This is a genomic window from Achromobacter xylosoxidans (genome assembly GCF_001457475.1).
In the GTDB taxonomy this organism is placed as follows: domain Bacteria; phylum Pseudomonadota; class Gammaproteobacteria; order Burkholderiales; family Burkholderiaceae_B; genus Achromobacter; species Achromobacter xylosoxidans.
Genome location: NZ_LN831029.1, coordinates 4,681,842 through 4,706,135, shown reverse-complemented (window position 1 = coordinate 4,706,135; position 24,294 = coordinate 4,681,842). Strand labels below are relative to the sequence as shown.

22 protein-coding genes are annotated in these 24,294 nt (G+C 70.7%); 11 read left to right on the top strand and 11 right to left on the bottom strand.

The features are described from left to right. Positions 1-8: 8 nt before the first annotated feature. The 3 genes from AT699_RS21085 to AT699_RS21075 form a co-directional block, all read right to left on the bottom strand. The gene (locus AT699_RS21085) at positions 9-1,145 is read right to left on the bottom strand and encodes an AAA family ATPase (RefSeq protein WP_024069771.1); all 1,137 of its coding nucleotides are present in this window, start codon (positions 1,143-1,145) and stop codon (positions 9-11) included. After that, entirely contained in the window at positions 1,142-2,011 is an 870-nt protein-coding gene (locus AT699_RS21080) for an RNA ligase family protein (protein WP_024069770.1), read from the bottom strand. The genes AT699_RS21085 and AT699_RS21080 overlap by 4 nt, the downstream gene beginning before the upstream one ends. A gap of 426 nt (positions 2,012-2,437) precedes the next feature. Further along, positions 2,438-3,484: an alpha/beta fold hydrolase gene (locus AT699_RS21075; protein WP_024069769.1), complete on the bottom strand. Its 1,047-nt coding sequence runs from the start codon at positions 3,482-3,484 to the stop codon at positions 2,438-2,440. A 205-nt stretch (positions 3,485-3,689) separates the two neighbouring features. Between AT699_RS21075 and AT699_RS21070 the strand changes: the two genes are divergently transcribed. Next, positions 3,690-4,877 (top strand): serine hydrolase domain-containing protein, encoded by a 1,188-nt coding sequence (locus AT699_RS21070; protein ID WP_232254274.1) that lies wholly within the window; start codon positions 3,690-3,692, stop codon positions 4,875-4,877. A 39-nt stretch (positions 4,878-4,916) separates the two neighbouring features. Here AT699_RS21070 and AT699_RS21065 read toward each other — a convergent pair whose 3' ends face one another. Further along, complete coding sequence (locus tag AT699_RS21065) at positions 4,917-6,362, bottom strand: HD domain-containing phosphohydrolase (RefSeq protein ID WP_058207624.1); 1,446 nt, start codon at positions 6,360-6,362, stop codon at positions 4,917-4,919. A 150-nt stretch (positions 6,363-6,512) separates the two neighbouring features. On the opposite strand from AT699_RS21065, the gene AT699_RS21060 reads away from it, so the two are divergent. Continuing rightward, complete coding sequence (locus AT699_RS21060; protein WP_024069766.1) at positions 6,513-7,286, top strand: alpha/beta fold hydrolase; 774 nt, start codon at positions 6,513-6,515, stop codon at positions 7,284-7,286. Between the two features lie 78 nt (positions 7,287-7,364). On the opposite strand, the gene AT699_RS21055 is transcribed toward AT699_RS21060, so the two are convergent. After that, complete coding sequence (locus AT699_RS21055) at positions 7,365-8,063, bottom strand: Crp/Fnr family transcriptional regulator (protein WP_054448462.1); 699 nt, start codon at positions 8,061-8,063, stop codon at positions 7,365-7,367. 99 nt (positions 8,064-8,162) lie between these two features. Between AT699_RS21055 and AT699_RS21050 the strand changes: the two genes are divergently transcribed. From AT699_RS21050 to AT699_RS31690, 8 genes are all read left to right on the top strand, one after another. Next, positions 8,163-9,233 carry an ABC transporter substrate-binding protein gene (locus tag AT699_RS21050; RefSeq protein WP_024069764.1) on the top strand — a complete coding sequence of 357 codons (1,071 nt, stop codon included), beginning with the start codon at positions 8,163-8,165 and terminating at the stop codon, positions 9,231-9,233. Next, complete coding sequence (locus tag AT699_RS21045) at positions 9,217-10,293, top strand: FecCD family ABC transporter permease (protein ID WP_024069763.1); 1,077 nt, start codon at positions 9,217-9,219, stop codon at positions 10,291-10,293. Before AT699_RS21050 ends, AT699_RS21045 begins: the two co-directional genes overlap by 17 nt. After that, positions 10,286-11,023, top strand: coding sequence for an ABC transporter ATP-binding protein (locus AT699_RS21040; protein WP_024069762.1), 738 nt, complete (start codon positions 10,286-10,288; stop codon positions 11,021-11,023). Before AT699_RS21045 ends, AT699_RS21040 begins: the two co-directional genes overlap by 8 nt. Before the next feature lie 6 nt (positions 11,024-11,029). Then, positions 11,030-11,632 carry a hypothetical protein gene (locus AT699_RS21035; RefSeq protein WP_024069761.1) on the top strand — a complete coding sequence of 201 codons (603 nt, stop codon included), beginning with the start codon at positions 11,030-11,032 and terminating at the stop codon, positions 11,630-11,632. Next, on the top strand, positions 11,629-12,267 hold the full coding sequence (locus AT699_RS21030) for a hypothetical protein (RefSeq protein ID WP_024069760.1): 639 nt from the start codon (positions 11,629-11,631) through the stop codon (positions 12,265-12,267). The genes AT699_RS21035 and AT699_RS21030 overlap by 4 nt, the downstream gene beginning before the upstream one ends. 44 nt (positions 12,268-12,311) lie before the next feature. Continuing rightward, entirely contained in the window at positions 12,312-14,474 is a 2,163-nt protein-coding gene (locus tag AT699_RS21025) for a TonB-dependent receptor (RefSeq protein WP_024069759.1), read from the top strand. A 56-nt stretch (positions 14,475-14,530) separates the two neighbouring features. Next, positions 14,531-15,082, top strand: a complete 552-nt coding sequence (locus AT699_RS21020; protein WP_024069758.1) for a hypothetical protein — start codon at positions 14,531-14,533, stop codon at positions 15,080-15,082. 107 nt (positions 15,083-15,189) lie between these two features. After that, positions 15,190-15,345, top strand: a complete 156-nt coding sequence (locus AT699_RS31690) for a hypothetical protein (protein ID WP_024069757.1) — start codon at positions 15,190-15,192, stop codon at positions 15,343-15,345. 39 nt (positions 15,346-15,384) lie between these two features. Here the strand turns inward: AT699_RS31690 and AT699_RS21015 are convergent, their stop codons facing one another. Beyond that, on the bottom strand, positions 15,385-16,716 hold the full coding sequence (locus tag AT699_RS21015) for an MFS transporter (RefSeq protein ID WP_024069756.1): 1,332 nt from the start codon (positions 16,714-16,716) through the stop codon (positions 15,385-15,387). A 120-nt stretch (positions 16,717-16,836) separates the two neighbouring features. On the opposite strand from AT699_RS21015, the gene pdxR reads away from it, so the two are divergent. Further along, complete coding sequence (gene pdxR, locus AT699_RS21010) at positions 16,837-18,339, top strand: MocR-like pyridoxine biosynthesis transcription factor PdxR (RefSeq protein WP_024069755.1); 1,503 nt, start codon at positions 16,837-16,839, stop codon at positions 18,337-18,339. A gap of 107 nt (positions 18,340-18,446) precedes the next feature. On the opposite strand, the gene AT699_RS21005 is transcribed toward pdxR, so the two are convergent. The 5 genes from AT699_RS21005 to AT699_RS20985 all read right to left on the bottom strand — a co-directional run bounded on the left by AT699_RS21005 (position 18,447) and on the right by AT699_RS20985 (position 24,293). Beyond that, complete coding sequence (locus tag AT699_RS21005) at positions 18,447-19,775, bottom strand: aspartate aminotransferase family protein (protein WP_024069754.1); 1,329 nt, start codon at positions 19,773-19,775, stop codon at positions 18,447-18,449. Beyond that, on the bottom strand, positions 19,772-20,851 hold the full coding sequence (locus AT699_RS21000) for a phosphotransferase (RefSeq protein WP_020928748.1): 1,080 nt from the start codon (positions 20,849-20,851) through the stop codon (positions 19,772-19,774). The genes AT699_RS21005 and AT699_RS21000 overlap by 4 nt, the downstream gene beginning before the upstream one ends. Beyond that, positions 20,848-22,146, bottom strand: a complete 1,299-nt coding sequence (locus tag AT699_RS20995; protein ID WP_024069753.1) for an ArgE/DapE family deacylase — start codon at positions 22,144-22,146, stop codon at positions 20,848-20,850. The genes AT699_RS21000 and AT699_RS20995 overlap by 4 nt, the downstream gene beginning before the upstream one ends. A gap of 93 nt (positions 22,147-22,239) precedes the next feature. Further along, entirely contained in the window at positions 22,240-22,719 is a 480-nt protein-coding gene (locus AT699_RS20990) for a hypothetical protein (protein WP_024069752.1), read from the bottom strand. Positions 22,720-22,778: 59 nt separating this feature from the next. Next, the gene (locus AT699_RS20985; RefSeq protein ID WP_020928745.1) at positions 22,779-24,293 is read right to left on the bottom strand and encodes a tripartite tricarboxylate transporter permease; all 1,515 of its coding nucleotides are present in this window, start codon (positions 24,291-24,293) and stop codon (positions 22,779-22,781) included. Between the last annotated feature and the right edge of the window lies 1 nt (position 24,294).

Genomic DNA, 24,294 nt, shown 5'->3' with positions numbered 1-24,294 from the left:
CTGGCCGCCTACACCGCGTACACCACCCGGTGCGCCTCCGTTGGCAGCGGCAGGTCCCAGCGGTGCAGCATGCCCAGCAAGGTCTTGTTCGGCAGCGACGTGTCGCGCCGGGCGTTGCGCCGCAGCAGTTCGGCGCGCGGCTGCTCCAGGTACACCAGCTCGACCTCGGCGTGGTAGGCGTACAGCAGGTCCAGCGTTTTCTTGCGCATCAACTGGCTGAGGTTGGTGGCGTTCCAGACGAACGGGCGGCGCGCGCGCAGCAAGGCCTTGGCCCGGTCGATCGCCAGGTGCGCCACCTTGCCTTCGTTCTTGCCGTGCGCCAGGCCGAGCGCTTCGCGCGCGTCGTCGAACGACACCACCGGCAGGTCGGGGTGATGCGCCGCCACCCAGCTGTTCTTGCCGCTGGCCGGCAGGCCCGCCATCACGATGACGCGCGAGCCGGGCTCCTGGAACAGGGGATAGTCCGGATGCACGTCGGCGCCGCGAAAGTGGCTGACGGCGGTGTGCGCGTCGGCGAAGCGCCGCGGCTGGCCGTAGCAGTCTTCCTCGCGCGCGGCCTCGCGGAACAGCGCGATGTTGTCCAGCACCTGCTGCTGGTCGCGGCAGATGCGGCCGCGCATGTCGGCCTCGGCCAGCATCGCCAGCAGCGGAATGCTCAGTTGCCACGACAGCTCGCGCACGATGAATTCCACCGATTTGCCGCGACGGGAACCGGACAGGGCGAAGAACGGCACCTGGTGCACGGCGATCAGGCGGCAGATGGCCTCGCGCACGGCGAAGGGCACGCCCGCGTCCCACAGCGCGATGCGCGCGTCGACCGCGCCCCGGGCGGAATGGCCGGGTTGCGAAATTGCGCCGCTGGCCGAGTCGATCACCGTGGTGGCGTGTTTGGCGACGTCGTGCAGCAGCGCCGCCAGGAACACGATCTCCTGGTCGGCGCGGCTGGCGGCCTGGTAATCGGGCAGCGCCAGCAGCGCTTCGACCACCATGCGCGTGTGGGTCCAGACGTCGCCTTCGCCGTGGTAGCGCGGGTCCTGCGGCGTGGCCTTGGCCAGCTCCAGCGCCGGAAAGGCCGCCAGACAGGCGGCGAAGTCCGGCGCCTGGCCGGCGGCGGGCGCCAGGGCCCGCAATTGTTCGTAGTTCATGATGCCTCCTTGTCGCCGCGCAGCGTGTCCCAATCCACCCGCGGACGCGGGGCGTACAGGTCGACGCCGGGCGCGAGCTGGTTGGGGACGTAGGGCTGCTCGGAATGGTGCTTGTCGGCGGCCAGGATGGCCTGGACGAAGTCGGCGCGCACCCATTTGTATCGGCCCAGCGTCCTGCCGTCGGCCTCCACCTTGATGTACAGGCCTTCCGACAGGTCCGACTTGTCGCATTGCCGCCAGGCCAGCGCCAGGTCCAGGCCCTCGCGCCGCACGGTGGCCTCGAACGCGTCGCGCCACCGCGCCGTCTTGGCCAGCGACGGCCGCAGCAGGGCCTTCAGGTCGGCCAGGCGCGCGGGCGCCAGGCCGTCGTACAGGACAGGCACCGACAGCACCGGGCCGCCGGCCAGCAGTTCGCGCCGCGCCTCGGTGGACAGGAAGGCGCCGGTGCGGCGGTCGAGCACGTCGAACTCGAAGAAGTGGTGCGGCAGCGCGTCGTAGAACACGGAGTGCTTTTTCGACAGCGTTTCGCCGTACATCACGTAGCGGTCTTCCAGCCGTTGCAGCAGCCAGCCGGCGTGGGCCTGGGCCCAGGCCTTGATGAAGTTGAATTGGCGTTCGCGTCCGCCGCCCACCAGGTAGTGGCCGCGCGATTGCAGCAGCAGGTCGCCCGCGGGGCTGAAACTGATGCCGGTGTTGGCGCCATCGAGTTTCTCCTCCACCACCAGGCGCAGGCCGCGCAGGTCGCGGTAAGGCACGTGGTCGTGGCCGTGGTCGCCTTCCTGCAGCCGCGAGCCTTCCAGGTGCGGGGTGCGGGGGTAGCGGAACAGTTCAAGGGATTGCGCACAGGCGCGGAAATCCGGCGTCATGGGTCTTCTCCAGGAAAAGTGGGGAAGCCGACGACACGGTCTTGCGGGGAAGGGAAGCGAGGGGGGGGATGTGTTGCGCGTTCCGGAACCGCGCCTGCCGCGGGTCGCGCTCAAGACCGGGAAGGTCGAGCCGCGTGAATGGACAGGCTGACCGCGATTACCGGAAGGTAGTCGTCGGCGTTTAGGCGAATTGACGAATGGCAGACACGTTGGCACCCGGGAAAAAAGGGGTTGTTGAAAGGCAAGGGCGCATCCTAAGGCAACGGGGATGACGCTGTCAACGCCGTGTCCGCCGGTTGTTGTCCGGCGGACACGCGGCGCTGCGGCCAGCTTCGCGCCGGCATGGCGTGGCGCCGGGCGCCATCGCCGTATCGCGGTGCTATCACTTTGCTATCACGTTTATATCACAATCGTGTTTTCCTGACGTCACAGCCGCGTCACCTGCAGCACCGCGTCGGCAAAGGCCCGTGGCGCTTCCTGCGGCAGGTTGTGGCCGATGCCGCCGGTCACGTCGACGTGACGGTACTTGCCGCTGAACTGGCCGGCGTAGGCGGCGGGCGCGGGGTGCGGCGCGCCGTTGGCGTCGCTTTCCAGCGTGATGGTGGGCACCGCGATCTTCGGCGCCACCGCCAGGCGCCGCTCCAGGTCGTCGTAGCGCGCTTCGCCATCAGCCAGCCCGAGGCGCCAGCGGTAGTTGTGGATGACGATGGCGACGTGGTCGGGGTTGGCGAAGGCGCGGGCGCTGCGCGCGTAGGTGGCGTCGTCGAAGCGCCATTGCGGCGAGGCCAGTTGCCAGATCAGCTTGTTGAAGGCGTCGACGTTGGCGGCGTAGCCGGCCGCGCCGCGCTCGGTGGCGAAGTAGAACTGGTACCACCACTGGAATTCGGCCTGCGGCGGCAGCGGCTTGCGGTTGCCTTCCTGGCTGCCGATCAGGTAGCCGCTGACCGACACCAGCGCCTGGCAGCGTTCGGGCCAGAGCGCGGCCATGATGTTGGCGGTGCGCGCGCCCCAGTCGAAGCCGGCGATGACGGCCTTGCCGATCTTCAGCGCGTCCATCAAGGCGATGATGTCGACCGCCACCACCGCCTGCTCGCCGTTGCGCGCGGTATCGGCCGACAGGAAGCGGGTCGAGCCGTAGCCGCGCAGGTACGGCACGACGACGCGGTAGCCGGCGGCGGTCAGGCGCGGCACGACGTCGATGAAGCTGTGGATGTCGTAGGGCCAGCCGTGCAGCAGGATGGCGACCGGGCCGTTGGCCGGGCCGGCGTCGACGTAGCCGATGTCCAGGTCGCCGGCGCGGATCTGGCGGATGCCGGCAAAGGGAGCGGCGCTGGGAGGGGGCGTGCTTGGGGCGGCGGGGGTGACCTGCGCCATGGCGCGGGCATTCAGGCCCAGGCTCAGCAGGCTGGCGCCGACCAGGGCCGAGGTGGTGCCGAGCAGGCGGCGGCGTTGGGTGTCGATGGGATCGGGCATGGCGGGGGACTCCGGTCAAGGTGAGTGAAAGGGCGTGGAGCCGTTGTAGCCAGGCGCGCGGGGTCTGAGGTGTCGCAATGTACGGAGCGGGCGGGTTGATACATTGGGACTTGAATCTCCCGGCCGTTGCGGCCGGCGCCATGCGCGGGCGGCGATTGCGCGGCGCCTGTTGTGCAATCGGCGCGGACTTGGCATGATCCGCGCCATGGCAACGGACCCGACCTCCCGCATGACGCCCGCGCGCGCCCGCCGCCCGGGCCGGACCGCTTGGCGGCTGGCCCTGGGGCTGGCCGCGATGACGGCCGCCGCCTATGCGGCGACCGCGGTAATGGAGATCCCGCCGCCGCACACGTTGTGGCGGCTGGAGGCGTCGGCGCCGTCGCGCCGCGGTGATCTGCTGCCGGTGCGGGTGGTGCCGGCCTCGGCCACGCCGTCCGCGCTGGCGGCCAGCGCCTGGCTGCCGCCCGCCACGGTGCCGTGGAAAGGCGCCGGGATGCCGTTCGACCAGTTCCTGCGCGGCACCGCCACCAATGCCCTGGTGGTGCTGCGCGACGGCCGGCTGGTGTACGAGTGGTACCGGCCCGGCGTGAGCGCGACGGACCCGCAGTCGTCATGGTCGATGGCCAAGTCGGTGGTGTCGCTGCTGGTGGGCCAGGCGATCGCGCGCGGCGAACTGTGCGAGGACGACCGCCTGGTCGCGCTGCTGCCCGAGCTGGCCGGCGCCGGCGACTACGACCGCATCACCGTGGGACAGCTGCTGGACATGGCCTCGGGCATCGACGTGTCGGAGAACTACCGCGCCTACTGGCCCTTCACCGGCACCGCGCGCATGTACCTGACGCTCGACCTGGCCGGCTTTGTGCGCGCGCATCGGCGCATGCATTTCACGCCGGGCAGCGCGGGCGACTACCGCAGCATCGACACCCAGCTGCTGGGCATGGCGCTGGCGCGGGTGACCGGCCGCCCGCTTGCCGACCTGCTCGCCGAGCGGCTGTGGCATCCGATGGGCGCTGAGTCCGCCGCCACCTGGAACCTGGACCGGCCCGGCGGCATCGAGAAGGCATTCTGCTGCCTGAACGCCACCGCGCGCGACTTCGCCCGCATCGGCCAGCAGGTGCTGCTGGCGGCGCAGGGGCAGGGCGTGGTGCCCGCCGCCTGGCTGGCGCGCATCGCGCGGCCGGCGCCGCATGCGGTGGATGGCTGGGGCTATGCCGCGCAATGGTGGCAGCGCGATCCGGCGGGCGGTCCCGACTTCGCGGCGGTCGGGATCCACGGCCAATACCTGTATGTCCATCCGGGCAGGCGGGTGGTGATCGTCAAGCTCAGCGATTACGGCGAGAACCAGGACGAGCGCGAAACCTACGACGCATTGCGCGCGCTGGCGCAGCGCTGAGCGCTGCCCGCGTCCGTCATCGCGGCGCCTGGCGGCGCCCTACAGCAGCCCCGAGGTCAGCGCCTTGAGCGTGGCCGCCGCGCGGGTGGAGCAGTCGAGTTTGCGGAACACGCTTTCGAGGTGGGTGCGCACGGTGCTGGGGCTGATGTCCAGGGCGCGCGCGGCCTCCTTGTTGCTGGCGCCCAGGCTGACCTGCCGCAACACTTCCAGTTCACGCTGCGACAGCGGCGAGGCCGCGCGGCGCGGGGCTGCCGGTTCGCCGCCGGCCGCGGCGATCGCGGCTTCGGCGACATCGGCGTCGTAGCGGCCGGCGGCGGCCTCGTCGCGCAGCGCGCGGGCCGCGTCCCGCAGGGAAAGGGCGCGGCGCCAGGGGCGGTCCTCGAGCAGCGCCTGCAGTGTCACGGCGGTGGCCAGCACGCGTTGCGGGCGGTCGAGCGCGGCGCCCGCCGCGCCCCGGAAATAGCCGCTGCCGTCGAGCCGCTCGTAGGCATACGAGGCCAGTTCGGCCGCCGCGCTCAAACCCTTGATCTGGCGAGCGGCGCGGGCGGTCCAGTAGGGCATCAGGCGCACCTGTTCCCATTGGTCTGGCGTCAGCTTGCCGGCGGTGTTCCACAAGCGGTTCGGCAGCGCCGCGCGGCCAATGCCGTGGACCAGCGCGGCCGCCTGCAGCCGCGCCTGCGTCGCGGCGTCCAGGTCGAGGCGCGCGGCGGTCGCCACGGCCAGCGCCGCGACCCGGCGTGAATAGCCCGCCAGCCACGGCAGCTTGAGTTCGGCCACGTCGGCCAGCAGGGTCAGCGCGGCGGGCGCGGCGGCCTGGCCGCCAGCGAGATTCCAGGCGGCGCCATCGGGCGGATCGGCGTCCATCCGGTCGAGCCAGGCCGGACCATGGCGAATGGCCAACGCCGCGAACTCGGCCGGATACTTGGCGCCGGCCTGCTGGCGCAGGAAGTCCAGCGCGCTGTCGCGGCCATGGGCACGGCTGAGGATTTCCAGGTCGCTGGCGGCGTTGACCACATAGGCCAGCGGCGAGACGGCCGCGCCGTCCAGCGCCAGCGGCATGCCCTTGCCGTCGTGGCGCTCGAAGGCGTGGCGCAGCCCGGTCACGACCGCCTGCGGCATGCCCAGGCTGACGGCCACGTCGCCGGAAATCTCGCAATGGATCAGCGCCAGTGGCACGATCAGCGACTGCGTGCGCGCGTCCAGCGGCGGCAGCGTCTGCGCCATCATGGCCTCGCGCGAGGCGACGTCGTCGCCCAGCAGTTCGGCGAAACCGCCGGCGTTGGCGGTGCAGCCGGACCAGCGCAGCAGCGCCACCGCGCGGGCGTGGTCCTGGCCGGCCGCATCCAGGCCGTGCGCCGCGGCCAGCAGGCCCGCCAGGCAGGCGGTGCGGCGCGAATGGTCGGTGGCGCGGCCCATGCTGAGGTCGCCGATGAAGGCCATGGCCAGCACGGCGTCGGTCAGTTCAATGGCGCTATCGGCGATCATGGGGACGGGCGGGGCGATGAAGGGGGCGGCGGGCAGGGCGGGGAGACGGCGCATCGGTCAATCATCCGATACCGCGCCATCGGCGGGAAAACGACACTGGCATCCAGCAAGCGCCACGTCGGCGTTTGATCCCGAAAAAAAGGAATCGTCATGAAGCGCCATATTATCGCAGCCTCCCTCCTGGCCGCCGGCCTGTTCGCCGCGCCCCTCTCGCAATCGTTCGCCGCCGAGCCGGCCGCCGGGCGGCCGTCCGTGGTGATCGTGCACGGCGCCTTCGCCGACGGCTCGGACTGGGCCAAGGTGGTCGCCCTGCTGCAGGCCAAGGGCGTGCAGGTGCAGGCGGTGCAGAACCCGCTGGAGTCGCTGGCCGGCGACGTGGCCGCCGCCAACCGCGCCATCGACAACCAGCCCGGCAAGGTGGTGCTGGTCGGCCACTCGTGGGGCGGCACGGTGATCACCGAGGCCGGCAATCATCCCAAGGTCGCCAGCCTGGTCTACGTGGCCGCCTTCGCGCCCGATGCCGGCCAGTCGGTGGCGACGCTGACCGAAGGCACGCCCAAGGCGCCGGGTTCGGACAGCATCGGCGCCGACAGCCATGGCTGGCTGAGCCTGTCGGCCGCCGGCCTGGCGCGCGATTTCGCCCAGGACGTGCCGGCCGCGCAGGCCCGGGTGATGGCCGCCACGCAGGGCCCGATCAAGGCCAGCGCCTTTGGCGAGGCGGTGTCGACCGCCGCGTGGAAGACCAGGCCGTCGTGGTTCGTCGTCAGCAACCACGACCGCATGATCCTGCCGGCGCTGCAGCGCCAGATGGCGCAGCGCATCGGCGCCAAGGTCACGGAACTGCAGGCCAGCCACGTGCCGCAGCAATCGCAGCCGGAAGCGGTGGCGCGGGTGATCCTGGATGCGGTGGCGAGTGTGAAGTGAGGGGGCCGTGACCGCCCGGTGACGTGACATCGGGCTGTCACGCATGAACGCCGCGCGTCCGTCGGGACGCGCGGCGTTTCAGCATCCGGAGGCCAGTTGTTCGAGCGGCGCGAGCCGCAGCACGTAGAGCGTGCCGCGGCGGCTGGCGATGATGCCTTCGCGGCGCCACTTGGAGAAGATGCGGCTGAGGGTCTCGGCCCGCATGCCGAGCTTGACGGCGATCTGCGAGTGGCTCAGGGGCAGGACCAGTGGCTGGCCGGCCTGCGGCCTGCCGGCGCGCAGCACGTATTCGGCCAGCCGTTCCTCGGCCGAGCTGGAGGTCAGCCAGTCGATCTGGTCGGTGTGGTGGCGCACCAGGTTGGCGGCGTGCGTCATGACGCGGCAGGCGAAGCGGGCGTCGTCCAGGCACAGCTGCCGGAAGGCGTCGGCCTGCAGCAAGCAGCCGTTGCCGTCGGTGCGGGCGCGCACGCTGTGCAGGTGGCGCGGCGAGGTCTCGAACAGCGTCAGCGCCGACAGCCAGCCGCCCGGCCCGACGTGGCCAAAGACCTTGTCGCCGCCGTCGGCGGTGTAGCGCAGGCCCTGTACCGACCCTTCGCAGACCAGCAGGCAGGAGGTCGCGGCCTGGCCTTCCGAGAACAACGTGTCGCCGGCCTCGAACCGCAGCCAGCGGCTGTGCGTTGCCAAGGCATCCAACGCGCTGTCCCCGACGCCGTCGAACCAGGGATGGCGGCGCAGGGCGGCCGTCAGGAGGGACTTTGACGAATTGACAATAGTCATTTGAGGGAGCGGCCCCGCCGCTTAGAATTAAATAAGATTGATTCTTATTTGTAATGGTACCACCGCGCCAGCCGGCGCCGTCCGTCCCCCTCATTTCCCATGGCTATCCGATTCCTGCGCAGTGCCGCGTTCGCGGCGCTGGTCCTGTTGCCGCCCGCCGTCCTGGCGGCCCCTACCGCCTTCACCGACATGCTGGGCAACCCGGTGCCGCTAGCGGCGCCCGCGCGCCGCGTGGTCACGCTGCCGATGCCCGCGGGTTCGCTGCTGATCTCGCTGGACGGCGGCGCGCAGCACCTGGCCGGCATGCATCCCAACGCCCATGAACTGATGAAGGACGGCCTGCTGGCGCGCATGTTCCCGGCCCTCGCCGCCATCCGGACGGACATCACGCGCTCGGGCTTCGCGCCCAACGTCGAGACGCTGCTGCAGATCCAGCCGGACCTGGTGTGGCAGTGGGGGCACATGGGCGACGACCTGATCGCGCCGCTGCGCAACGCCGGCCTGCCCGTGGCGGCGCTGCTGTATGGCGACGAGGCGCGCAGCCGCGAATGGATCCGGTTGATGGGCCGGTCGCTGGGGCAGGAGGCGCGCGCCGCCGCGCAACTGGCGTGGCGCGACCAGGTGCGGGCGGACATCGCCAGGGTGACCGACGGCCTGCGGCCCGACCAGCGTCCGGGCGTGCTGTACCTGGCGCGCTACGCGCCGCAGTTGCGCGCCTCGGGCGCGGGCACCAGCTTCGACGATGACATCCGCCTGGCCGGCGGCCGCAATGTGGCGGCGGCGATCGGCAGCGGGCAGACGATCAACATCGAACAGCTCATGGCGTGGGCGCCGGACGTGATCCTGCTGAACAACTTCGAGCCCGGGCTGACGCCGGCCATGCTGTATCAGGACCCGCTGTTCGCCGACATTCCGGCGGTGCGCAACCATCGCGTCTACAAGATCCCGGCCGGCGGCTACCTGTGGGATCCGCCCAGCCAGGAATCGCCGCTGTACTGGCAGTGGCTGAGCCAGCTGCTGCACCCGGACCGCTTCGACTGGCCGCTGCGCGAGCACATCGCGCAGGCGTACACGCAGCTGTATGGCCACACGCCCGATGCAGCGGATATCGACACCGTGCTGCACGCGCGGCAGAACCAGGGAGCCGCCGGCTATGACCGCCTGCGCTGAATCCGTGCCGCTCGAGGCGGGCGTGGCGCGTCGCCGCCTGGCCTGGCCGTGGCTGTTGATGGCGCTGGCGTTGCCGGCGTCGATGCTGGCGGCGCTGTGCGTGGGCCGCTACCCGCTGCCGCTGGCGCATGTGTCCAGCGTGCTGGCGGGGCTGGCGCTGCCCGACGGCCTGGCCGACTGGCTGCCGGCCGTCAGCGGCGCCGAACAGCGCGTGGTGTTGCAGGTGCGGCTGCCGCGGGTGCTGCTGTCGGTGCTGGCCGGTTCCAGCCTGGCGCTGTGCGGCGCGGCGCTGCAGGGCGCGTTCCGCAATCCGCTGGTGGGGCCGCAGATCCTCGGCATCTCGTCCGGCGCGGCGTTCGGCGGCTGCGCCGCGATCCTGCTGTTCTCGTCGCTGTGGGCGACGCTGGGACTGGCCTTCGCCGGCGGCCTGCTGGCGGTGGCCATCGTCTATCTGCTGGGACGCACGCAGGGCCGCGCCACCATCCTGATGCTGGTGCTGGCGGGTGTGGTCACCAGCGCCTTCTTTTCCGCGCTGATCTCGCTGGCCACGTACTTCGCGGACCCCAACGACAGCCTGCCGGCGATCGTGTTCTGGCTGATGGGCAGCTTCGCCACGGCCTCGTACGTCAAGCTGGCCGCGGCCGCGCTGCCGATCGCGGCGGGCATGGGCCTGCTGTATGCGCTGCGGTTCCGCATCAACGTGCTGTCGCTGGGCGATGAGCAGGCCAGCGCCATGGGCATCGCGGTCGAGCCGCTGCGCTGGCTGCTGCTGGGCTGCGCCACGCTGGTGGTGTCGGCCAGCGTGGCGGTGTCCGGCACCGTCGGCTGGGTCGGGCTGGTGGTGCCGCACATCGCGCGCATGCTGGTCGGCCCGGATCACCGCGCGCTGCTGCCGGCCAGCGCGCTGATCGGCGGCACCTACATGGTGTGGGTCGATACGGTGGCGCGCAGCGCCACCAGCGCCGAGATTCCGCTGGGCGTGATCACCGCGCTGATCGGCGCGCCGCTGTTCGCCTGGCTGCTGCGCCGCACGCAGGGCGGGGGAGCGCACCATGCTTGAACTCGATCGCCTGGCGGTGCAGGCGGGCGGCCGCCGCCTGCTGTCGGACCTGTCGCTGCGCGTGCGCGGCGGCGAGATCCTGGCGGTGCTGGGGCCCAACGGCCGCGGCAAGACCTCGCTGCTCAAGACCCTGCTGGGCCTGCGGGCGCCGGCCGCCGGCGCGGTGCGCCTGCAAGGCCACGCCGCCTACGTGCCGCAGCGCACCGACGCGCTGTTCGCCTACGACGCGCTGGCGATGGTGACGATGGGCCGCGCCCGCCATCTGCGCTGGTATGCGTCGCCCGGCCCGCGCGACCGCGAGATCGCCCGCGACTGCCTGCGGGCGGTGGGGCTGGAGTCGTTGGCCGGGCGGCCGTTCCAGGCCTTGAGCGGCGGCCAGCAGCAACTGGTGTGCATCGCGCGGGCCATGGCCAGCGCCAGTTCCATCATCGTGCTCGACGAACCGGGCGCGGCGCTGGACCTGCGCAACCAGGACATCATCTTGTCGCTCCTGCGCCGGCTGGCGCGCGAGCAAGGCCTGGCGGTGGTGTTCTCGACCCACCAGCCGCAGCACGCGCAGCACATCGCCGACCAGACCCTGCTGATGCACGACGACGCCTGCGAGGTCGGCCCGACTCCCTTGATGTGCACCGACGAGCGCCTGAGCCGCCTGTACCGCATGCCGGTGCGGGTGGCGTCGCTGGCGGGCGAGGCCGGCGAGGTGCGCGGCGTGATTCCTCTTTTCCGTTGATCCCTGATGACCTCCATCGTCTACCTGAACCACTGGAGCGGCAATGGCCCCGCCGCGCTCACCGGCGGCGAGCGGCCGCGCGCCGTGGCCGAACCGCTGTATGGCTTGGCGCGGCTCGACCTGGCGCGCGTGCGCGCCTTGCTGGTGCCCGCCAACGTCGACCAGCGCTATCTGCTCGGGCAGCGCGACCGGCTTGAAGCCTGGCTGCTGGCCGGCGGCGCCATGGTGTTCAACGGCCACGTCGCCTATCCGTTCCTGCGCTGGCTGCGGCCCTTCGCGCCGGGGGCGGCGCGCGGCCTGGACGGCCTGCGGGTGCATCGCGCCGCTGCGCATCCGGTGTTCGAGGGCGTCGATCCCGAACACCTGACCTTCCGGCGCGGCGTGGCCGGCTTCTACGCGCGAGGCGGCAACCCGCCGCCCGACGGCGCGCGGGTGCTGAACACCCTGGGCCCGGACGCCCTGCCGGTGGACTGGGTGCTGGCGCTGCCCGGCGGCGGCCGCCTGCTGACGCACAGCGGCAACGATCTGTGGATGTATGCGGGCAGCGTCGACAGCGCCGGGCGCATCGTGCCGCAGCTGTTCGACTGGCTGTGGGGAGACGCCGCATGACCGCCGCCATGACCTCGCGCACCCCCGTGATCGCGGCGCTGGACGCCGGCACGTATTACCACCACCGCACCTTCCACACGCCGGAACTGACGCCGTATCTCGACCGTTTCATTTACCTGCCCGAACTGGACGACGCCGCGCTGGCCGACTGCGACGCCCTGATCGTGTCGTGCCGGACCCACCCGGACCTGCTCGTGCCGCACCGCGCGCGCTTCGCCCGCTTCCTGGCCTCGGGCAGGACGCTGGTGGCGATGGGCGAGACCGGCTCGCACCGCTGGCTGGATGGCGTGCATTGGACCGATTGCGAAGTGAACTTCTGGTGGTGGAAGACCCCGGGCGCCGATTCGGGCCTGCGCCTGGCGCAACCCGCGCACCCGCTGTTCTCGCACCTGACGCTGGCCGACGCCACCTGGCACCAGCACGGCACCTTCACGCCGCCGCCGGGCGCGGTCTCGCTGATCGACAAGGCCGGCGCGGGCTCGGTGCTGTACGAGGACCGCCACAGCACGGCGGGGCGGCTGATCGTGACCTCGCTGGATCCGATGTACCACCACGGTAGCTATTTCATGCCCGCCGCGTCCCGTTTCCTGCGGGGCTTCCTGCCCTGGCTGAAAGCTTCCACTCCCGCCGCCTGAGGCGGCGCCGTCCGACCCCTTGGTCTTTTCTATCGCGTCCACGTATGTCACGTCCTTCCTCTCTCTCGCCCCTCGTCCGCGCCAGCCTGCTGACCGCCGCGGCCATTGGCGCGCCGGCGGCCGCCGCCGACGCGCCGCAACTTCCCGCCATCCAGGTCAGCGCCGAGCGTCCGGCCGATGACGGACGCCTGCGGCCCCTGGGCGCCACGCCCGCTCCCGCCACCATCGACCACGCGGTGACGCAGCCGGTCACGGTGGTCGAGCGCCAGGACATCGAGCGCCTCAACACCGACAGCACCCTCGACCTGCTGGGCCGCGTGCCCAACGCCACCGTCAGCCGCAGCGGCGGCATCGCCGGCACCATCTTCCTGCGCGGGCTGAACACCAACGACATGCGGGTGCCGATGTTCATCGACGGCGACCGCTTCCGCGGCCGCAACACGCTGCAGTTCATGCTGATCAGCCCGACCGAGATCGAACAGGTCGAGGTGGTGCGCGGCCCGGATTCGTCGCGCTTCGGCAGCGATGGCCTGGGCGGCCTGATCAACTTCGTCACCAAGCGCGGCCATGGCAACCTGGAGCAGCCGTTCAGCCTGAACGGCGGCGAAGCCTCGGTCACGTACCGCAGCAACGGCCACGGCGTGCAGAGCAACGTGGCGGTGGAAGGCGCGGGCGATGGCTTCGACCTGCGCGTCTACGCCACCGGCCGCCGCGCCAGCAACTACGACAGCGCCACGGGCGAGGTGCCCAACAGCGACTTTCGCGGCGCGGGCGGCGGCATCGTGCTGGGCTACATGCCCGACGCCCGCCAGCGCATCGAGGCCAGCGCGCGCGTGGCCTACGTCAAGGACGGCGCCGCCGGCACCGTGCCGCCGTATCCCGCCGCCAGCAGCCGGCGCGACCCCAACCGCGTCAAGCAGGCCCGGCTGGCCTATAGCGGCGAATTCGACGGCGCCATCAGCGCGCTCAAGGCCAGCGTCTACGTCAACGAGTTCGATACCTGGATGTCGGCGCGCAACCAGACCAACCCGGCGCGCCAGGTCGAGACCCGCAGCCATGTGATCGGCCCGGTGGTCTATGGCGGCAGCGTGGCCGCGACGGTGCCGTGGGCGCAGACCACCACCACCTTCGGCCTGGACTTCATGCACGAGCGCCGCCCCGGCTCGGAAAGCCGCAGCGACATCACCGTCTACCGGCCCAACGGCACCTCGACCACCACCAGCACGCCCTACGCCAAGACCGGCCCCAACCAGTACCAGACCAACGTCGGCGCCTTCCTGACGACGGAATGGAAGCCCGCGCCCAAGTGGACCGTGACCGCCGGCGGCCGCTTCGACTGGTTCCGTTCCGACGTGGGCCTGGATGCGCTGCCGTCGCCCAACCTGCTGCCGGCCTTCCGCGCCGCGCAGGACAGCAAGCAGACCGCCACCACTGGCAGCCTGGGCCTGTCGTATCGCGCCACCGACGTGGTCGAACTGCTGGGCAGCGTCGGCACCTCGTTCCGCATGCCGTGGACGTCCGAGATGTTCAGCGCCGGCTACACCGGCACCAGTTACACCATTCCCAATCCCGAGCTGAAGCCCGAGCGCGGCACCACCGTCGAGGGCGGCACGCGCCTGCACTTCGATAGCGCCACGGTCGGCCTGACCGCGTTCCGCAGCGACTACCGCGACTTCCTGGAGAACGCCACCACGACCTACCTGGGCCTGCCCGCGACCCAGCGCCGCAACGTCGGCAAGGTACGCATCCAGGGGGTGGAGACCGATTGGCGCTGGCAGCTGACGCGCACCGTCAACCTGTACGGCAACGCCAGCTACCTGCACGCCACCAATCGCAACACCGACCGGCCGCTGGCTTCCATCGCGCCGCTCAGCGGCATCGTGGGCCTGCAGTATGTGGGCGCCAACGAGGCCTACGCGCTGAGCGGCGAAGTGCAGTGGGCCAAGGGCCAGAGTCGCTATGACGCCCGCACCGAATATCCGGCGGCCGGCTACGGCGTGGTCAACCTGTACGCGCAATTGCAGCTGGACCGCCTGGGCCTGCCGCAACTGGGCAATACCCAGGTGGTGCTGGGCGTGAACAACCTGTTCGATCGCGCATATCGCACGGCCGCGACCTCGTCCAACGTGGCCTACGCCATGACCGACCTGAACCCGTTGCTGGAGCCGGGTCGCAGCTTCAGCCTGACGCTGCGCACGCGCTTCTGACAGCCATCGCGCCGGCCGGCCGCACGTCGTGGCCGGCCATCTTTTTGGAGACTTTCATGACGATCCCGACCATTCCCGCCGGCAGCGAACTGCGCGTGCAAGGCGAGCACGGCCCCATTCTGATTCCGTTCGAGGCCGTCATGGCCTACCACGGCCACGGTGCGCTCGCCATGCTGGCGCTGATCTTCCAGGGCCTGCGCGGCGCGCTGGCGCGGCTGGAGACCGATGGCGTGCCGGTGCCGCGCGGCGAACTGAGCGTGGTCAGCGGCCATCCCGGGCCGGGTGTGAGGGACGCCTTCGAGTTCGCCACGCGCGCCGTCACCCGCGGCTGTTACCGGATCGACCTGTCGCTGCCCGAGGCGCGCTATAGCCAGGCCGCGGACAAGTCGTACAGCTTCTGGCTGACGCGCGGCGAGCGGCGGGTGCAGGCGGTGCTGCGCGAGGGCGTGCTGCCGCCGGCGTTCTTCGCGCTGCTGGGCAACCCGGCGCCCGAGGCGCGGCGCGAACATGCGCGGCTGCGGGCGCGTATCGCGGAAACGGTGCTGGGGCAGGCGCCGGAGGCGTTGTTCGTGTTCCGCCAGCCCGACCAGGCCGTGGCGGCTCCTTGACGCGGATCCGGCCATTTATTTATTCAGGGAACTGAAAGGATTGGCTCCGGTCCATAGCCAACGGACCAGCCGCCGGCCGGTCCGCCTGATATATCAAGGAAGACCTCATGTTCGGGATCGGAATCGCCCTGGCCATTCTTGGCGCCGTGTGCCTGCACGCGGCGCACGGCACGTATCGCGCCGGTTGTGAGCGCCGCGACAGCTATGCCCTGGCGGGGCTGGGCATCGTCGCGGGAAGCGGCGGCGCGGTGTTGCTGATATAGCCGCGAGGGCGGCGTCCGCCCCGCAGGCCCGCGCCGCCGTTACAACGCCCGGCTGTGCTGTCCCGCGCCCACGGCGCCGCCGCGCTGGCGGGCCGCCTCCCGTTCCGGCGTCGGCAGGTAGATCGCGCACAGCAGGTTGGCGCCGGCGATGAGGGCGAACATCAGCGCCATCGGCTGCCAGGTCAGGCCGAAGGTGTGCGCCACCCACAGCCCCACCAGCGGCGTGGTGCCGCCGAAGATCGCGCCGCACAGCTGGAAGCTGAGCGAGATGCCGGTGTAGCGCATCTCCACGGGGAAGGCCAGCGGCAGGTAGGGCGCTAGCACCGCGTAGTAGGCGCCGATCAGGAAGATGGCGGTGAGGATGCCGATGGCGATGTTCTGGATGTCGCCGGTCAGGATCAGCATCATCATCGGCACCGCCCACAGCGTCGACAGCGCGGTGACCCAGATCAGGAAGCGGCGCTCGCCGACGCGGGTGGCGATGTAGGAGGCGATCGGGAAGCTGATCAGCTCGACCACGCCGGCCCAGGTCACCACGTCCAGGATCTGGCTGCGCGTGATCTTCAGGTAGGTGGTGGTGTAGGTGATCATCAGCGTGGTCACGAAGTAGAACCCCGAGATGCCCAGCAGGCACAGGCCGATGCCCAGCAGCAGCGCGCGCTTGCGTTCGCGCAGCACCATGCTGATGGGGGCGGTGCTTTCCCTTTTCTTTTCCTTCAGGCGCGCTTCCAGTTCGGGGCTTTCGTTGACGCCGCGGCGGATGACGAAGGCCACCAGCACCAGCACGCCGCTGATGATGAAGGGCAGGCGCCAGCCCCAGGCCAGGAAGTCTTCCTTCGGCAGGTCGGACACCAGGCGGAACACGCCGGTCGCCAGGATCAGGCCGATGGGGCTGCCGTACTGCGGCGCCGAGGCCAGGAAGGTGCGCCACTTGGGCGGCGCGTGTTCGGCCGCGATCAGCACCGCGCCGCCCCATTCGCCGCCCACCGCGATGCCCTGCACCAGCCGCAGCGCGACCAGCAGCACCACGGCGGTCAGGCCGATCGAATGGTATGACGGCAGCAGGCCGATCAGCGTGGTGGCCACGCCCATCAGCAGCAGCGTGATGACCAGGCTCTGCTTGCGGCCGACGCGGTCGCCCAGATGGCCGAACAGCACCGCGCCCACCGGCCGCGCGAAAAAGCCGATGGCGAAGGTGCCGAGCGAGGCCAGCGTGCCCATGAAGGGATCGTTGGTGGCGAAGAACACGTCGCCGAACACCAGGGCGGCGGCCGTGGCGTAGCAGTAGAAGTCGTACCACTCGATCATGGTGCCGAAGAAAGCGGCGGCCGCCGCCCTGACCGGCTGTCTGCGGCCATTCTGGTCTTGCATGGAATTCCCCTTGTTTGTCGCGGCTTTCCACGGTGGCGCCGCATTGGATACGGCGTTGACGATAGCAACTACTGGCTATATCTTGTATAGCCACAATCCAATCAGAGATAGGTCCACTTCATGAAGGAAGTCCTGCTCGCCGACCTGCTATCCGGCGCGCTCTCGCGCGAATCGCCCGACCCTTTGCAAAAGCAGATCTACGACATCGTGCGGCGCGGCGTGCTGGACCACACGCTGGTGGCGGGGCAGCGCCTGCCGTCCTCGCGCGTGCTGGCGCAGGAGTTGGGCATCTCGCGCATCACGGTCACGCTGGCGTACGAACGCCTGATCGCCGAGAACTACCTGAGCGCGCGCGGCGGCAGCGGCACCTTCGTCGAGAAGACCGTGGACCGGCCGCTGCTGCCGCCGGCCTCGCCCGAGCATGTGCAGCGCCACGTGCCGGGCCTGTCGACGCGCGGCGAGGGCATTGCCGGTGGCGCGGCGGGGCTGGGCCAGCACACCGGGGCATTCGTGCCGGGCGTGGCCGACGCCAGCCTGTTTCCGTTCCACCTGTGGCGCCGGCTGGTGTCGCGCCATCTGGGCAAGTCGAACCTGGCGCTGTCGGGCTATGCCAAGGACGGCGCGGGCTTTCTGCCGCTGCGCGAGGCCATCGCCAGCTATCTGCGGCTGGCGCGGGCCGTGGTGTGCGAGCCGGAGCAGGTCATCGTCACGGCGGGCACGCACCAGTCGGTGGACCTGTGCGCGCGCATGCTGGCGGGGGCGGGCGACGCCGCGCTGGTGGAAAGCCCGTGCCACTGGGCCTTTCCGCCGGTGCTGGGGGCGGCGGGCGTGCGCGCCCATGCCGCCGTGCTCGATGACCAGGGCCTGGACCTGGTGGCCAGCAAGCTGCCGCGCCGCGCGCGGCTGTTGATTACGAGTCCGTCGCATCAGTACCCCACCGGCGTGGTGATGCCGCTGGCGCGGCGCCTGGAACTGTTGCAGGCGGCGCGGGCGCGCGGGCTGTGGGTGCTGGAGGACGACTACGACAGCGAGTTCCGCTACGACGGCGCGCCGATTCCGTCGTTGCAGGGGCTGGATGCCGACGGCCGCGTGATCTACCTGGGCACCTTCAGCAAGACCATGTTCGCCGGCCTGCGCATGAGTTACATGGTGGTGCCGCCACAGGTGGCCGAGCCGTTCTCGCGCGCCTGCGCCAGCATCTACCGGCCGGGCCAGCTGCACTTGCAGGCGGCGCTGGCGGACTTCATGGCGGACGGCCATTTCTCGCACAACATCAAGCGCATGCGCACCGAGTATGCCGGCCGCCAGATCGTACTGCGGGAGGCGATGGCGGCTCGTGTCGGCGACCAGGTGCAATTGTCGCAAGCGCGGGCCGGGCTGCATGTCTATGCGCGGCTCGACCGCAAGGTGTCGGTGCCGCGTCTGGCCGAGGCGGCCCGCGACGAAGGCATCGTGCTGGGGCAGCCGCACTACCTGCCCGATGCCGCGCGCGCGGCGACGCCGGCGGTGGTGCTGGGGTATGGCGGCGTGCCGTGCGAGCGCATCGACGATGGCGTGGCCCGCTTTGCGCGGGCGCTGGGGCGGGCCGGCGAGAACCGGCCCGCGCGCCGGGCGCGGCGTTGAGCCTTGCCGTTGAATGACGGCGGCGGACCAAGGCGGCCAGGGACGGCGGCCGGCGCCCCGCATCGGCGGGACATCGCGGGGGCGGTCACGGGGCGCCGCGTCGTCCGCTACAGTTCCGCCAGCGTCTGGTCCGCCGCCGCCAGCAGCAGGTCGGCATGCTCGCGGGCGAACGGCAGCTGCGGCCGCAGCTTGAGCACGTTGCCGTGCAGGCCGGTGGCGCTGAGCAGCACGCGGCGCTGGCGCATCAGGTTGACGAAGCGGTGCGTTTCTTCCTTGGCCGGCGTCTTCGCGGCGCGGTCGCGCACCAGTTCGACGCCGATGAACAGGCCATCGCCGCGCACGTCGCCGATCAGCGCGTGGCGCTCGGCCAGCGCGCGGAAACCGTCGCGCAGGTACTGGCCGGTGCGCGCGGCGTTGGCCTGCAGGCCTTCTTCCTCGATGACCGAGAGCGTGGCCTGGGCCGCGGCGCAGGCCACCGGATTGCCGCCGAAGGTATTGAAGTAGCGCGCCTCGCGGCCGAAGCGTTCCAGGATGTCGGGGCGCGAGACCATGGCGGCGATGGGGTGGCCGTTGCCCATCGGCTTGCCCATGGTGACGATGTCGGGCACCAGGCCGTGGCGCTGGAAGCCCCACATGCACGAGCCGGTGCGGGCGAAGCCGGCCTGCACTTCGTCGGCGATGAACAGGCCGCCGGCGTCGCGGATGGCCTGCGCCGCCGGCGCCAGGAAGCCGGCCGGATCGCTGTAGACGCCGTCGCTGGACAGGATCGTGTCCACCAGCAGCGCGGCCGGCTTGATGCCGTGGCGCCGCATGTCGTCGATGGCGGCCCGCACCTGCTGGCCGAACCATTGCCCGAGGGTGGCCGGATCGTGGCGGTAGCTGTCGGGCGCGGCCACGGCGCGGGTGTCCACGCCCAGCGGCACGGCCTGGCCGAGCGACGGCGACACAGCGGCCACCGCGGCGGTGACGCCGTGGTACGCCAGTTGCGTGACGATGACGCCGGTGCCGCCGGTATGGCTGCGCGCCACGCGCAGCGCCAGGTCGTTGGCCTCGCTGCCGGTGCAGGTGAAGATGACCTGCGACAGCGGCTGCGGGAACGTCGCCAGCAGGCGCTCGGCGTAGTCCAGCACGCCGTCGTGCAGATAGCGGGTGTGGGTGTTCAGCACCGCCGCCTGTTCGGCGATGGCGCGCACCACGCGCGGATGGCTGTGGCCCACCGAGGCTACGTTGTTGTAGGCGTCCAGGTAGCGATCGCCGTCGGCGCCGTAGAGCCACACGCCTTCGCCGCGCACGATGTGCAGCGGCTGGTCGTAGAACAGGCGGTAGGCCGGCCCCAGCACGCGCTGGCGGCGGGCGATCAGCTCGCGCTCGGCCGGCGGCAGCGCGTCGGCCGCGGCGGGGTCGAAGGCGTTGAGCATGGCTTGGTCTCGGCTCATACAAGAGTCTCCATCGGGGTCTGGCTGGCGGCCAGCAGGATGTCGCTGGCCTGCTGCCGGGGCAGGGCGTCCAGGCGCGCCAGGCCGGTCCAGGCCAGGCCGTTGTTGCGCAGGATGTACTGGCGGTTCTCGGGGTGCTGCTGCGCGCGCCAGCCGGTGATGGCCACCGTGATCAACAGGCGCGTGGCGATCAGGTCGGGCAGCAGCGCGATCTCGGTTTCGGTCAGCGGCAATGTCTGGTGATAGCTGGCCAGGCATTGGCGCAGCGCCAGCGACAGGGGGTTGGGGGCGTCGTCCAGCAGGTAGGCGCCGGCCACGGCCAGGTCCTGCGCCAGCGGCGCGCGCACCATGTCGCCAAAGTCCAGCAGCGCGGCGACCTGGTCGGGCCGATCGCGCGCCACCATGACGTTGTAGGGGTTGAGGTCGTTGTGGATGACCTGGCGCCGCAGCGCGCCCAGGCGGGGCCGCAGGTCGGTGACGAAGCGCTCGAGCTGGCGTTCGGCCAGCCGGCGGCGGTCCGCCTGCGGGATCTTGGGCAGCAGGTCGGCCAGTTGATCGGCCCGTTGCAGGTCCCACATCAGTTCGTGGCCGGCCATGGCATGGTCGAAGTCCGCCAGCGCCAGGTCAAACTGGGCCAGCGCGCGGCCCAGCGCCCGGTGCTGCGCCGGCGTGCGCGCCACCTGGTGCAGCGGCACGCCATCGACGAAGGTCATCAGGCGGATGGCGCGGCGGGCGCCGCTGGCGTCGTCGTGCCAATGCACGTAGTCGCCCGCCAGGCGGGGCAGCAGGTGCGGCACCGGCGGCTGGCCGCCGGCGCGCATCAGCCGCAATTGCGCCTGGGTGTGGAAGTCGGTGACCGCGGGGTCTTCGGCCGGATGCGTGGCCTTGAGCACGTAGGCGCGGCCGTCGGCGCCGCGCAGCAGGAAATTCTGGTCGCGCTCGCTGGACAGGATGCTGGCGCGGACCGCCAGGCCGTAGTGGTCGCGCGCCAGATCCTCGGCCTGCGACAGGGACAACTTGGGCGGCTCGGCCGCGAACAGCGCCTGGTCGGCGCTGGAGAGGTTGCTGCGGTTCATGCGTGGCGCTCTTCCAGTCCGCACCATTGGGCGATGAATAGCGCAATGGTCTGGGTGACCTTGCGTACCGATTCCAGGTTGACCGCTTCGTCGTAGCCGTGCGGCATGCGGCATTCCGGGCCGTAGACGATGGCCGGGGTGTCGGCGTACAGGCCGTAGAAGCGGGCGTCGGTGGCGGCCGACGTGGCGTATTCGCGCAGCGGTTCGCCGAACACCTGTTCGTGCGCGGCGCGCAGCGCGGCCTCGGCCTCGTCGGCGTTCCGCAGTTCGTAGCCCTCGGCCATGAAGCCGTGGTAGACCACCTTGGGCGGATGCGTGGCCAGGAACGGATCGCGCGCCGCGGCCTGGGCCACGAAGTCCTCGATCTCGGCGCGCGCGGCCTCCAGGCTCTGGCCCGGATAGACCGCCACGCGCATGTCGAAGGTGCACCAGGCCGGCACGCTGGACGGCCAGTCGCCGCCGGCGATCTTGCCGAGGTTGAAGCGGATGGGATGGGGATGTTCGCAGAAGTGGCGGTGGTCGCGCTTGTTGGCGTTCCAGCGCGTTTCCAGTTCGTCCAGCGCCTGGATCAGGAAGATCGCCTTCTGGATGGCGTTGGCGCCGGCGCCGGTGAAGGCGGCCGAGGCGTGCTGGGGGTCGCCTTCGACCTGCACCTGGAACCACATCGGCCCGACCTGGGCGCGCATCAGCATGGGCAGCAGCGGTTCCGGGATGAAGGCGGCGTCGGCGCGGTAGCCGCGCGCCAGGCAGGCCAGGGCGCCGTTGCCGGTGCATTCTTCTTCCACCACCGACTGCAGGAACACGTCGCCGGCCGGCGCCAGGCCGATCGCGGCGAGCGCGTCCATGGCCGACAGGCAGGCGACCAGGCCGGACTTCATGTCGCCCGCGCCGCGGCCGTGCATCCAGCCGTCGACGATGGCGGGGTCGTACGGGTCGCGGCTCCATTGCGCCAGCGGGCCGACCGGCACCACGTCGATGTGGCCATTGAGGATCAGCGAGCGGCCTTTCAGGCTGCGGGCGCGGTGCGCGCCGACCACGTTGTAGGCGTTGTCATAGGAAACCGCCACCGGCGAAAAGCCGGGCAGGTGGCGGATGGCGTCGACGTCGATGCGCCAGCGGTCCACCGCGTAGCCGCGTTCGGCGTAGCGCGCCGCCATGAAGTCCTGCGCGGTGGCTTCCTCGCCGCGCTGCGAGGGCAGGCGCACCAGTTGCGCCGTCAGTTCGGTCTGGGCCGCGAAGCCCGCGTCCACGGCTTGGAGGATGCGCTGGCGCAGCGCCGGGGTCAGTTCTGGCATGGATGTGCTCGGGGTTGACTGTGTACCCGGCCATCCTAGGCAAAATTGGATCGGTGAAAAATAGCCAATCCGGGTTATTTGATATGGCCACTTTCAGGCGCGGGCGACTTCCACCCACAGGCGCGCCATGACGACGTGGCGCACCAGCTCATACAGGTGCGCCGGCGCCGTGGCGGGCACGATGACGCGGCGGATCAGCGCCTGCAGGTCGACGCGCAGGCAGCGCCGGGGCGGCGCGGGCGGGCGCTGGCGCAGCGTCGCCACCAGCCGCACCAGTCCGGTCGAAGGCATGTCGATGCAGAGGTCGGCGTCGGCCGGCGGCAGCACGGCGTCCTGGAGCGCCGCCAGGGTCGAGCAGATGTAGACGGCGGACGGATCGAGCCCGGGACCGGCGGCGCGGCGCCATTCCTGGGTGCCGATCAGCGCCGCGTTGGCGCCGGGCGCGGGCGCTTCGAATCGCAGGCAGCTGAATTCCAGCAACTCCATGAGTTCGACGAACGACAGCGCGCGCGCAACGGCCAGCGCGTCGTCGCCGGGCGTGCACGCCCCGTGTTCCTGTTGCAATGCGCTCATGGCGTCCCTCCGGTATTGCGGCGGGGCCGCCGCCGGCGGCCCCGGTTCGGTTGGGGCCGTCAGGCCCGGGCCTGCGCGATCGCCTGCACCTTGCGGCGATTGCGCACGGTCGAGTAGACCAGCCACAGCGCCAGCGCGAAGATCGCGTAGATGAAACCCGCGCTGATCGGGCGGTCGATGAAGATGCCCATCTGCCCGCGCGACAGTAGCAGGGCGCGGCGGAAGTTCTCCTCGACCATCGGCCCCAGCACGAAGCCGAGCAGCAGCGGCGCGGGCGAGAAGCGCAGCTTCAGGAACAGGTAGCCGACCATGCCCAGCACCAGCACCATGCCGACGTCGAACAGGCTGTTCTGGGTGCTGTACACGCCCACGCAGACGAAGAACAGCGCCGACGGGAACAGGTACTTGTAGGGCACCTTGAGCAGCTTGGCCCACATGCCGATCAGCGGCAGGTTCATGATCACCAGCATCACGTTGCCGATCCAGAAGCTGGCGATCAGGCCCCAGAACAGGTCGGCGTGCTCGGTCACCATCTGCGGTCCCGGCTGGATGCCGTGGATGATCAGGGCGCCCAGCATCAGCGCCATGACGGAGTCGCCCGGGATGCCCAGGCTCATGGTCGGGATGAAGCTGGTCTGCGCCGCCGAGTTGTTGGCCGCCTCGGGGCCGGCGATGCCCTCGATCGCGCCGTTGCCGAAGCGCGCGGGCGTCTTGGAGACGCGTTTTTCCACGGCGTAGGACATGAACGACGCGATGGTCGCGCCGGTGCCGGGCAGGATGCCCAGGACCGCGCCGATGGCGCTGCCGCGCGCGATCGGCATGGCCGACTGGCGGATGTCGCCGGGCTCGGGCCGCACCGACATGCGGGCCGCGCTGCCGACCGTGCTGGCCTTGCCGATGCGGTTGACGTTGGCGAAGAAGTCCGCCAGCCCGAACAGGCCCATCGCCAGCGCCACCAACTGCACGCCATCGCTCAGTTCGAGGATACCGAAGGCATAGCGGATGGTGCCGGTGTTGACGTCGGTGCCGATCACGCCGATCAGCAGGCCCAGGAACACCATGGCCACGCCCTTGATGGCCGAGCCCTTGGCCAGCGTGGCGCCGGCGAACAGGCCCAGCATCATCATCGAGAAGTACTCGGCCGGCCCGAACTGGAAGGCCACTTCCACCAGGATGGGCGAGAACAGGATCATGACGATGATGCCGACGCTGGCGCCGACAAAGGACGCCAGCACCAGCATGAACAGCGCCGAGCCGGACTTGCCGCGGCGCGCCAGCGGGTTGCCGTCCAGGCAGGTGACGGCATGGGACGGCGTGCCGGGCAGGTTCAGCAGGATGCAGGTGATGCCGCCGCCATACTGGGCGCCGTAGTAGATGCCCGCCAGCATCATCAGCGCCGCCACCGGCGTCATGGCGTAGGTCAGCGGCAGCAGGATGGAGATCGCGGCCAGCACGCCCATGCCGGGCAGCACGCCGATCATGTTGCCCATGAAGACGCCGAACAGCGACCACAGCAGGTTGTCCCACTGGAAGGCGACGCTGAAGCCGTGCAGAACGTTGTCGAGGATATCCATG